Source organism: Microbacterium sp. ISL-103, assembly GCF_018613995.1.
In the GTDB taxonomy this organism is placed as follows: Bacteria; Actinomycetota; Actinomycetes; order Actinomycetales; family Microbacteriaceae; genus Microbacterium.
Genome location: NZ_JAGGPD010000062.1, coordinates 1 through 11,405 on the forward strand (window position 1 = coordinate 1; position 11,405 = coordinate 11,405).

General features: G+C 70.5%; 8 protein-coding genes. 3 read left to right on the plus strand and 5 right to left on the minus strand.

Annotated elements, in window-relative coordinates; all coding sequences use genetic code 11:
- Positions 1 to 208 precede the first annotated feature (208 nt).
- Positions 209 to 460, minus strand: a complete 252-nt coding sequence (locus tag J7E68_RS02905) for a hypothetical protein (RefSeq protein WP_215169691.1) — start codon at positions 458 to 460, stop codon at positions 209 to 211.
- Positions 461 to 549: 89 nt separating this feature from the next.
- Positions 550 to 1,416, minus strand: a complete 867-nt coding sequence (locus J7E68_RS02910; protein WP_215169692.1) for an alpha/beta fold hydrolase — start codon at positions 1,414 to 1,416, stop codon at positions 550 to 552.
- Positions 1,417 to 1,515: 99 nt separating this feature from the next.
- On the opposite strand from J7E68_RS02910, the gene J7E68_RS02915 reads away from it, so the two are divergent.
- Together J7E68_RS02915 and J7E68_RS02920 are read left to right on the plus strand one after the other, a co-directional pair.
- A complete protein-coding gene (locus J7E68_RS02915; RefSeq protein WP_215169693.1) occupies positions 1,516 to 2,136 on the plus strand; it encodes a cyclodeaminase/cyclohydrolase family protein in 621 nt (206 codons plus the stop codon).
- Between the two features lie 249 nt (positions 2,137 to 2,385).
- Positions 2,386 to 6,669, plus strand: a complete 4,284-nt coding sequence (locus J7E68_RS02920) for an isopeptide-forming domain-containing fimbrial protein (RefSeq protein WP_311416141.1) — start codon at positions 2,386 to 2,388, stop codon at positions 6,667 to 6,669.
- 94 nt (positions 6,670 to 6,763) lie between these two features.
- On the opposite strand, the gene J7E68_RS02925 is transcribed toward J7E68_RS02920, so the two are convergent.
- Complete coding sequence (locus tag J7E68_RS02925; protein WP_251048569.1) at positions 6,764 to 9,289, minus strand: LuxR C-terminal-related transcriptional regulator; 2,526 nt, start codon at positions 9,287 to 9,289, stop codon at positions 6,764 to 6,766.
- Positions 9,290 to 9,427: 138 nt separating this feature from the next.
- Between J7E68_RS02925 and J7E68_RS02930 the strand changes: the two genes are divergently transcribed.
- A complete protein-coding gene (locus tag J7E68_RS02930; RefSeq protein WP_215169694.1) occupies positions 9,428 to 9,979 on the plus strand; it encodes a hypothetical protein in 552 nt (183 codons plus the stop codon).
- Here J7E68_RS02930 and J7E68_RS02935 read toward each other — a convergent pair.
- Both J7E68_RS02935 and J7E68_RS02940 read right to left on the minus strand, forming a co-directional pair.
- Positions 9,976 to 10,803, minus strand: coding sequence for a galactosyltransferase-related protein (locus tag J7E68_RS02935; protein ID WP_215169695.1), 828 nt, complete (start codon positions 10,801 to 10,803; stop codon positions 9,976 to 9,978). The genes J7E68_RS02930 and J7E68_RS02935 overlap by 4 nt on opposite strands.
- Positions 10,800 to 11,405 (minus strand): glycosyltransferase (locus J7E68_RS02940; protein ID WP_285224739.1); only part of this gene is annotated, 606 nt, incomplete at its 5' end. The genes J7E68_RS02935 and J7E68_RS02940, both read right to left, overlap by 4 nt.

Genomic DNA, 11,405 nt, shown 5'->3' on the forward strand with positions numbered 1-11,405 from the left:
CGGCGAACCAGAGAGCGATCAGCGAATCGGCGCTATCGATGACGGCGAGCTCGATGTCGAGCCAGGCACCCTCGACGAGGCGGATCAGCATCGCCACGACAAGCAGCGGCAGACCGATCCCCAGACCGATCCACGACAGCACTTCGCCGACCAGCGCGAAGGTGTCGAGGGCCTGCATTCCTCCATCGTACGGATGCGGAGTCGCGCCTCAGAGCTCCCACTCGCTGAACGGTAGCTCCCACGGGCCGCGGTCGGGCTCGAAGTGTCCGGGCTTCTCGACCGCGATCATCACTCGCGTCGTCGATCGGATGAGGACGCTGACCGTCTGATCCATACCGGCGAGAGTGACGAATGCCGGCGGTGCCGAGGCCGCCTCTTCGATCCTGGCCATGACCTCGCTGAGGGGCTGGTCGTCGCGAAGGAGTATGTTCCTGCCGTCGATCTCGATGTGCGTGCTCACAGGTTCTCCTTCCGATCGCGGCCGACGCTAATCGCCACCGGGGGAGTGCGCCGAGGGCCTTGCGCCCGAGGCGAGCAGCGGTTACGGGCTCACCGCTCGTCGAGGACGCTGCGGAGCTTCACCGCGAACGCCTCGGGCTGGCCGGCATACCCGAACTCACCGCCCACGAACCCGCCGTGGTGGCTGGGGAAGACGGTGGGCTGCTGTCCGAGACGCTCCGCGAGGGCGAACGCCGTGCGCCCGGTGTAGACCTTCAGCGATTCCTCGCCGACGGCGACCACGATCCGCGTCTGGGCGGCCTTCAACGCCTCGATGTCCGGTTCGTAGAGCGGCACCGCCCACGACCTGTCCGACAGCAGCGGGTCGTCGCGTGAGCCGTCGTCTTGCGTCGGCATGCCGAACGCCGCCGGGTCTGGCACCGGCTGGGCGAAGTACTCCTCGGTGATCTCCCCCTCCCACGATGTCAGCGCGATGAACGCCGCCATGCCGGCGCCCCATCCCTTGTCGGTGTACACCCGTGTGTACGCCACGCGGGCGCGGTGCACGGCATCCGCATCGGGCAGCACCGCATCGATCGGCGGCTCGTGCGCGACCAGGGTGGCGACATCGTGCGGGTGGGCAGTGACGAGCGCGAGCGCGCTCACCGCGCCGCCGCTGCTGGCGAGCATGTCGACCGGGCCGACGCCGAGCGCGTCGATGAGGGCGTGCAGATCCTCGGCCTGCGTGGCGGGCTCGTTCGTGACCCCGCCATCCTTCCGTCTGCTGCGGCCGAGGCCGCGCGGATCGTAGGTCACGACGGTGCGGTCGGCGAACAGCGGCACCTGAGCCTGGAACCCGCTCGCATCCATCGGCTGCCCGAGCATCATCAGCGGTGGGCGGCCGTCTGCGGTGGGCAGGGGGCCGTGCACGTCGTAGACCAGATCGACCTCCGCCAGCTCGAGGGTGTGCTGCGTCATGGGAGCCTCCGATGTCGGCGATGTCCCTGGATGCTACGACGCCTCGCAGCAGCGCGCCACCGTCTGGGTCGATCGGGGCCGACGGATAGTGTGGCGACCATGGAGGATCCGGCCGACATTCCCGCATCCACCCCGATGGACTCCTGGTTCGACGCCCTCAGTCAGCCCACGGGGTCTCCTGGCGGCGGCGCCGCGTCGGGCGTGATGCTCGCCATCGCGGCGTCGCTGATGGGGATGGTCGCGGGCTACACCCCCGACGACCGGCGGGCATCGGCGTCGGTCGCACGTCTGGCGCGTCGCCGCGCCGAGGCTCTGCAGGCGGTCGAGGAAGACGGTGTCGTCTCCGCGCACTTCGGAGCCGCTCTCGCCCTGTCGGCAGACGATCCGTCGCGTGATGAGCGCGTCAGCGATGCCGCGGTCGAGGCGGCGGGCTCGGCCGCACAGGTCGGGGCGGTGGGGCTCGCGATGCTGTCGGATCTGCGGATGCTCGTCGAGGCGGGCAACCCGCACATCGCCGTCGACCTCGCCGTCGCCGCGGAGGCGCTTCTGGCAGGTCACACCGGCGCATCGCTCAACGTGCGCGCGAACCTGCAGATCGCACGCAGGCACGGGGCTCCGTCGTCGCGGCTGACGACCCTCGACGCGGAGGTCGTGCGCCTGGCGGATGCTCGGCGAGAGATCGCCCAGATCGTCGAAGAGCTCTCGGCGCGGCTGGACTGACCTCGCCACGGCTGCTCGCCCGGTCACCCAGGGGTGAAAACCGGGGGTGATTTTCGCGGCGTTCGCCGGTCGTGGCCTCACGCGGACCGCAGGCTTACGGAGGCCCGAAGCGAGCGCTCACCATCTGTCAGCGCCCTGCGAATGCCGCCGAGGGGGCGGCGGGCCCCGACTGCGCGAGTGCGCGTCGGATGCGACAAGGGGAGAGCAGTCGTGATATTTCGTGGTGCGCGAAAGCGCCATCAATCGCCCGTGACCGAGCCGGTGGCGCCGGGTCGGCGCATCATGCGCAAGTTCGTGAGCGGCATGGTCAGCGCGGCTGTCGTCGCGTCGTCGATGATCTTCGTCGGAGGAACGATCACGGCCGCACCCGCGGCCGCGGCAGACCCGTTCCTGTGTACGCCCGATGCGGTCTTCGTGCAGAGCTCGACGGAGATCCGCCAGTTCGCGGTGACCGAGGGCGGCGCCCAGGGCAACGGAGGGACGCTCGGCGGCGCGGGCTTCGGCACCGGGCACTCCGACAACGGTCTGGGCATCTCGTCCGGCGGTCGGTTCGCGTACACGGTCACGAACAGCTCGTCGAACAAGGTGCTGGCCAAGTACGACCGCGTCACGGAAGAGACGACCCGCACGCCGTTCACGTTGAGCTCGGCCGTGCTGCGCGGTGCCGTCAACCCGGTCACCGGCGTCTACTACTTCGCCAGCAGCACGGCGAACAACGCCATCGCCCTGTACGCGTGGAACGAGAGCGTCAGCCCGCAGACCTACGTGCAGGTCGGCACGCTGCGCCCGACGACGGGCAGCAGCGCGTTCGGCGCGAACGGCGACATGGCCTTCAGCGCGTCGGGTCAGCTGGTGCTCGTCGCAGACCAGTACATCTACTCGGCCGACCTTCCTGACACGCTCGAGTCGAGCACGGCCACCATCGGCGCCAAGCTGGTGCACGACATGGGCGCCGGCGTGCAGGGAAACGGCATCGCGTTCGGAAACCTGGGCCACATCTTCGTCTCCGCCTCGGGCGGCGGAAACCGCATCATCGAGGTCGACCTTCCGCGCGGCGTGACGGTGAACAGCACCTCGCTCGGAAGCTTCTCGCCGACCGACATGTCGAGCTGCACGTTCCCCAACACGCTCAGCCTCAAGAAGGATGTGCCCGAGGGTCGCCACGCGTCGACGGACCAGTTCGGGCTCTCGATCCAGTCCCCGGCGGGGTACAGCGTCGCGCAGACCACGGCGACGACGACCGGCGATGCACCCGGCCTGCAGCCGGACTACGCAGGGCCGGTCTTCACGAACCAGGGTGACACGTTCGCCCTGGCCGAGACGGCCGCAGGAACCACGGATCTCGACGGCTACGACGCCTCGCTCGTCTGCGAGCAGATCAACGCCGATGGATCCACGACCCCGGTCGCGGTGAGCGCGACGAACGAGGTCGTTCAGCCGGCGGGTGCTCTCGGCACCGATGTGACCTGCACCTTCTCGAACGTGCGACTCGCCCCGGGACTCGCCCTGACCAAGACCGCCGACCCCGCAGACGGCGCGGCAGTTCACGCCGGACAGCGGATCACCTATGTGGTGCAGGCGGAGAACACCGGCAACACGGCACTCGAGGAGGTCGAGGTCGCCGACGACCTGAGCGGTGTGCTCGCGTTCGCCGAATACCAGAACGACGTCATCACCTCGATCGACGACGTCCAGGTCACGTCGGGGGCGGCCACCGTCACCGGCGACGACCTCGCCTGGTCGGGCATCCTTCAGCCGGGTCAGGTGCTGACCGTCCGCTACTCGGTGATCGTGAACGACGACGTCGAGGGCGAGACCATCGCCAACAGCGTCACCGCCTCGGGCACGCCCCCGGACGGCGAGCCAATCGTGCCGCCCGCCGTCACGACCCAGCATCCTGTCGCCGGCTTCACCCTCATCAAGACCGCCGACCCGCGCTCGGGCTCGGTGGTGCAGCCGGGCGACGTCATCGAATACACGCTCACGGGCACCAACACCGGCGAGACGACCCTGGCGCCGGCCGCCATCACTGACGACCTCCCGGGTGTGTTCGCGCACGCCCAGTACGCGGACGACCTCACGACCGCGACCGACGGCGTCGAGCTGACCACCGGCGGTGCCATGCTCTCGGGCACCGACCTCACCTGGACCGGCACGCTGCAGGCCGGACAGATCGTGACGATCACCTACTCGGTGATCGTCGACGACGAGGCCTCGGGCGTGGTCCTCGCCAACACGGCGTCCGGATCGGCCACACCGACCACTCCGAACCCCTCCGACCCGACCGGCGCGCCGCTCACGGGCGACCCGATCGTTCCGCCCGCCGTATCGACCGAGCACCCGGTGATCGGCTCGGGCTTCACGGTCAGCAAGTCGGCCGACCCCGCAACCGGCACCGCCGTCGATCCCGGCAGTGTGATCGAGTACACCGTGATCGGGACGAACACGGGCGACACCGTGCTCGATCCGGCGCAGATCTCGGACGACCTCTCGGGTGTGCTGTCCGCGGCGTCGTACAACGGCGATGTCGACGCCACGCGCGGTGACGCCGAGGTGGCCGACAGCGCCCTCGCATGGACCGGAACCCTCGCCCCGGGGCAGAACGTCGTCATCACCTACTCGGTGACGATCGACGCGAACGCCGGCGGCGAGACCGTCACGAACACGGCGAGGGGTGCGGCCACTCCGCGCATCCCGGTCGACCCGAGGGATCCTGCGAGCCCGACGACGCCCGGCGCGCAGATCGTGCCGCCGGCGTCGGTGACCGAGCATCGGGTCGACGAGCCCGGCTTCGAGTTCTCGAAGACCGTCGACCCGGCATCCGGCACCGCGGTCGACCCCGGTGACGTCGTCACCTACGTTCTCACCGGCGTCAACACCGGCGAGACGGCGCTCGACCCGGTCGCGATCGTCGACGACCTCTCGGGCGTGCTCGCGGACTCGTCGCTCACCGGCGACATCGTCGCGACGATCGACGGCTCGGCGACCTCTTCCGCCACGATCGAGGGCGACGAGCTCTCGTGGACGGGTGCGCTCGCCGTGGGTCAGACCGTGACGATCACCTACTCGGTGACGGTGGGAGCGGATGCCGCGGGCGATGTGCTCGAGAACTCCGCGACCGCCACGGCCACGCCCCCGGGCGGGCAGGAGATCACCCCTCCGGTCGAGTCGACCTCGAACCCCGTGAACCTTCCCGGGTTCTCGGTGTCGAAGAGCGTGTCGCCCGCCTCGGGCACGGCCGTCGACCCCGGCAGCGTCGTCACCTACACGGTGACCGGCGTCAACACGGGCGAGACCGCGCTCGCCCCGGTCGAGATCGTCGACGACCTGACCGGCGTGCTCGCGCACGCAGACGTCACCGTCGACCCGGTGGCCCTCGTCGACGGGGAATCGGCAGACGCTCCCGTGCTCGCCGACGGGCAGCTGACCTGGACCGGTCCGTTGCAGGTCGGGCAGTCGGTCGCGATCACCTACTCGGTGACCGTGCACGCCGACGCCGGTGGCGACACCCTCGAGAACTCGGTGACCGGCAGCGCGACCCCTCCGGGAGACGTGCCGCCGATCGAGACGCCTCCGGCGGTCACGGTGAACCCGGTCAACGAGCCCGGCTTCGAACTCGTGAAGACCGCGGACCCGGCCTCGGGCACGCGCGTCGATCCCGGCAGCGTCATCACCTACACGGTGACGGGGATCAACACGGGCGAGACCAGGCTCGACCCCGTGGTGATCGGTGACGATCTGTCGGGCGTCCTCGCTCATGCCGAGTACAACGGCGACGTGGTCGCGACCGTCGGGGGAGTGGCGGTCACGGCTCCGGTCGTGCAGGAAGGCGAGCTCTCATGGCAGGGCTCGCTCGCGATCGGCGAGCGCGTCGACATCACCTACTCGGTGACCGTCGACGGCGATGCGGGCGGTCAGACGATCGCCAACGTCGCCGAAGGCAGCGCCGTCGGCCCCGGCGGTGGCGAGATCACTCCGCCTTCTGCGGCGACGGAGCACCGGGTGGGGACTCCCGGGTTCTCCTTCGCGAAGACGGCGGATGTCGACTCGCAGACCGCGGTGGCGATCGGCAGTGTGCTCACCTACACCCTCACGGGCGTCAACACGGGTGAGACCGACCTCGAGGGGGTCGTCATCACGGATGACCTCGGCAAGGTGCTCGACCACGCGACGCTCACGGGTGACGTGGTCGCGATGGTCGGCGATCGCGTGGTCGCGGCCCCCGTGGTGACGGGCGACCACATGCGGTGGACGGGGAACCTCGCCGAGGGCGAGACCGTGACGATCACCTACGCGGTGACGGTCGATGCGGACGCCGCCGGCGTCACGCTCGAGAACGTGGCGACGGCAGCGGCGACGGGCCCGGGCGGCGAGCCGCTCACGACCCTCGAGGGTGCGACCGCGCAGCCTGTCCAGACGCCGCTGGCGATCACGGGAGGTCAGCTCGCACCCTGGGTGCTGGTGCTCGCGCTGACCCTGCTCCTGGGGGGAGCAGCGCTCCTGATCCTGCGTCGACGCGCAGCGATCGGCTGAGCCGCCCGCACGACGAGAGGCCCTCGGCTCCTGCATCGCGCAGGGGCCGGGGGCCTCGTGCTGTCGCGAAGCAGGACCTGCCACAGCCGATCGCTCAGCGGTCGGCGAGAAGGTCGTGCTTCGCGGCCTGCTCCAGCGCCTCGAGACGATTTCGCGCATCGAGCTTGCGATAGATGCTGCGCAGCTGCGTCTTCAGCGTGTTCTGCGAGACGTTCAGGTCGGCGGCGATCGATTGCAGCGAGGCTCCCGAGGTGAGAGCGTGCAGCACGACGCGCTCGCGAGACGAGAGACGCGGGCGATCAGAGGTGGCGGGAAGGACCGCGGTGCCGAGGTGTCGCCGGATGCCGTGGGATGCCAGGGCCTCGCGCAGGAACTCGTTGTCGTCGGGGTCGAACAGTGCGATCGGCGTCGTCAGCTCCCGCTCGTCGAGCCGGATGCCGAGGGCCTCCGCCGTTCTCTGGGCGGCGGTTCCACCGGCGGTGCGTCGCAGGGCGGCGACCTGCACGGCTGCGGCCTCCGCACGGTGCCGTGCCGTCTGCGGCTCCTGTCGTGCCTGCGCCAGCATCCGGGCCGCCTCCGACGCCTCGCCCTCGACGACCGCAAGGCGCGCACGTTCGACGAGAGTGCCGAAGTCGTCCGGCTTGGCGTCGTGGCGCAGCGTCTCGCGGGCCGCGGCCACGTCGCCGACGGCGAGATGCAGCAGGGCGCGCGAACGGCTGAGCAGGTGTCGCGCGTGAGCGCTTCCCGCCTCGCGCCCGCGCATCCGCCGCAGCGACTCGAGCTGTTCGAGCCCCGCCGCCGCTCGTCCCTCATGCAGTGCGACCCAGGCCTCGGTGATGCCCATCGTGGCCCAGTGCTCGCTGGTCGAGCGATGAGGGCCGAAGACGCGGATGTGCTCGCGCGCGGCCCCCACGTCGCCGTCCTCGATGGCGAGCAGAGCCTCGGCGACGCGGTAGAAGGTGCCTCGGTAGCCGTCGAGCTGCGCCTGATCCCATGAGCTCTCGCGGATCAACTCGGCATAGTGCCGGGCTTCGGGCATGTCGCCGTTCAGTGCGTGGATGCCGCTGAGCAGCGAGATGCTGTGGAACGCCGTGCTCAGGTCACGCGATGCGGCCATCGACGCGGCGTTCTCGAAGCACTCGATCGCGGCATCCTCGCGCCCGCCGTAGTAGAGCGAGATGCCGAGGTGGGTGCACAGCAGCGGCATCTCGAGGGCATACGGCTCCCAGACAGATTCGGCCGTCTCCCGGTACAGGTTCAGTGCCCGGGTGGCCACCTGAGCCGCGCGCTCCGACATGCCGATGAGCCGCAGGGCGGCGCTCTCGGCCGCCCAGATGAAGACGCGCTCGGTCGGCGCCAGGCCGTTGCGGCGGGAGTTCGCCGCCGAGATCGCGACCCGCATCAGCTGCAGGCCTCGCAGGCGCCTAAGCCTGCTGGCGTTGTAGCAGATGGCCAGCAGCATGGCGATGAGCGGCTGGTCTCTGAGCCTCGCGACCGGCAGCCCGCGCAGCAACCGCACGGCTTCGGGGCCGTGGCGGTCGAGCAGCCGGCTCCACCCCGACATGATCACGTGCGACGCGAGGGGAAGGTCGTCGTGCTCGACGGCGAGCTGCAGAGCATCCATCGGCGCCCGCCGTTGCAGCGCACCCTCGACCGTCACACGCAGGAGGCGTGGGATCTCGGCGGCGTGCGACCGCACCAGCTCGTGGCGCAGCAGCGTGCGGATGACGGGCGAGAACGAGAACAGGCTGTCGGCCGTCCAGCTGCCGAAGCCGAACGTCTCTGCGTCGTCGAGGATGCGTTCGATGTCCTCCGCTCCCGTCAGCGCGCGCGCGGAAGCGAGATCGACCGCGCCGGCGATGCTGAGCCGCACCAGCGCCGTGAGTGCCGCGGCGCTGACGCCGGAGCGCTCGAGCCGGGCCTGCATGTACTCCTCGACCGCCGGCGAGGCGGCCTCGACCAGCCGCGACGGATCGCCGGACACGGTCTGCTTCGACGCGGCGTGGATCAGGGCGGGGAACCCACCTGTCGCCGCACGGATCTCGCCCGCGGCGGCGTCATCGACACCCAGCGCCCTGGAAATCTCATCGACGTCGAAGAGCAGATCGTCCGGACCGATCAGCGTGCGGTCGATCACCAGGTTCAGCCCGTCGCCGTCGAAGGCGCTGCGCCGACTCGTCGCGGCGATGAGTCGTGCCCTCGGCGCGGCGGAGATCGTGCGGCACACGTCGAAGACGGCCTCGCGTTCCAGGTCGGCCGCATCGTCGAGCACCAGGGCGATCGGATGCTCGGCGTCGTCCAGGCTCTGAGCGACGGCGGCCCACGGGGTGGGGGAGTCCGCTGCATCCGTCGGTGCGAGCCCGCCGCGCGAAAGCGCTCGCAGCACGCCTCGGGCGAGCGACGCGCTCGATCCGTCGGCAACCGGCGGGATCCACACGACCGTCGAATCGGAGGTACGCGCCCACTCGGCCATCGCGACGGTCTTGCCCATGCCCGATGCCCCACGGAGCAGCGTCAGTGCATCGTCGTTCTGCAGAGCGGCGACCAGTCGGGGGCGGGAGATGACGTCCTGCGGCACGCGTGGTGCATCCGAGCGCGTGGGCGCCGCGAATCCCTGCATCGGTTCCTCCCCCGGATCGTGTGCATACCTACGATATGCCGAAACACCGGTGCCAGGAGCGGGGAAGGCCCGAGGGCGTCCCGTCTCGCAACCCGGTCGAGGACGGGGCGCCGCGCCGTGCGGTTCTAGGCTGGAGGGATGCACGAGGCCCGGCCGAACACCGCGAAGCGGACGCCCACCAGTGCACTGCTCATCGCCGTGGCCTTCGGCGCCGTGCAGGCGCTGCTCTTCGCGATGGTCGTGCCGCTCACGACCGTGCTCGCGGTGTCATCCCCGCCCGCGTACGCGCTCGTCGCGGCGGTGCACACGGCGATGCCGCTGCTCGCGCGAGTCGTCACCCGCACGCCGGGCATGGCGACGCTCGCGGCGTTCGTCACCGGTGTGCTGATCTCGGCGATCGCACCGATCGGTCTGCTGGCGCTCGTGCCCATGCTCTGCGCAGCGGTCACTCTCGATCTCGTGCTGCCGCTGCGCCGGGGCACCGCACCCCGTTCGGCGCGCATCCTTCTCGCAGCCGCTGCCGCGGGTGTCGCCCTCTTCCTCGTCGCGCTGCCGGTGTTCTCGCCCGATCACCTGGTTCCGGGCGTCCTGCTGGCGACGCTCGCCGCGCGGATCGTCGGTGAACTCGCAGTGGGCGCGGCCGTCATCGGCATCCGGCGTCTGCTCATGCGCTCAGGCGTCGCGCGCTAGGCGTTGCCGACCCGACGGTACCCGTCACCGTGGGGCTCGACGGCGCCGCCCTCGACGAAGGCGTCTATCCAGCCGCCCATCGGCCACTCGCCCCAGCGCTCGGCGAACAGAGCTCCGTTGCGCAGGATGTCGTCGAGGTGACGCCAGGGCGGAGACCCGGCCGGGTGCCACTGGTGGTAGGCGTGCGCGCCGCCGACCCACTGCAGTCCGATGCCGAGCGATCGGGCTCGTCGTCCGAGGTCGGTGTCTTCCGCGCCATACCCCTCGTACACCTCGTCGAATCCGCCGAGAAGCGTCCAGGTCGCCGGTGTCACCGCGAACGAGAGCGACCAGAACAGGTCGAACTGGTCGTCGGTCGCTGGCACGACCGCTCCTTCCGGCGGCAGAGGTCGTACCGGATGCGGGCGGGTCTGGGCGTCGAGATCGAGCGGCGTCGAGGGGCGCTGCACGCTCTCGAGATAGGTCACCGGCCCGCAGAGCAGGTCGCCCGGATGGGTGCGCGCGGCCTCGACGTACCTCTGCAGCAGTGCGGTGCCGGGCAGGCAGTCCACGTCGAGGAACACCAGCAGGTCGACGTCGAGAGTCAGAGCGAGCCGTGCGGCGGCGTTGCGCGCGGCCCCGACCCGCATGCCGTCGCGGCCCGGCGGCACGTGAACCGATGAGACCGCCGGCGGAGCGGGCAGCTCGTCCGCGTCGAGCCAGGCCTCGATCCGCACGATCTCGATATCGGCTGTGGGCAGCTCGCGCAGGAAGCGGCGCTGGCGGTGCAGGTGGTCGAGACGGTTGATCGACGCGGGGGTGATGACGGCGACACGAGTGCTCATGCGCTCACCTCGTCGATCGCGGCGGCCGCGCGGGCGGCGGCGCCCGTCACCTGCCATCCGCTCCATCGTGGGGTGGATGCGGCTGCACGACGGATGCTCTGCACGACCTCGGCCGGCGACGCATCAGCGCGCACGGTCTCAGCCAGACCCTGCGCGGCCAGGACGCGCGCCGTGGCCTCCTGCTCGTCGAAGGGGCGATCCTGGGCGATGACGACCGCTCGGGCATCGGCCGCGGCGAGGTCGGCGATGCCGTTCTGGCCCGCAGCGCTCACGACGACGGTCGCTCGACACAGCAGTGGCCACACGTCATCGACCCGATCGTCGTCGCCCGCTCCTGCGGTGTCGACCACCCAGCCGTCGGCTGTCAGCAGGTCGATCGTCTCTGTGAGGCGCGGCGCATCGAGGGTGCGGCTGAGGAACAGCACCCGGCGCTCATCGACCGCATCGTCGCCGCGTTCGGGGCGCGGGCGTCCGTCGTAGCGCGACACCGCACCCACTCGACGCACGCGATCGTCACGACCGATGAGCTCGACCGCCTCGATCGTGTCGGGCGCCCACGGGGCCAGGATGAGGTCGGCGAGATCGTAGCCGAGGCGGTGCGG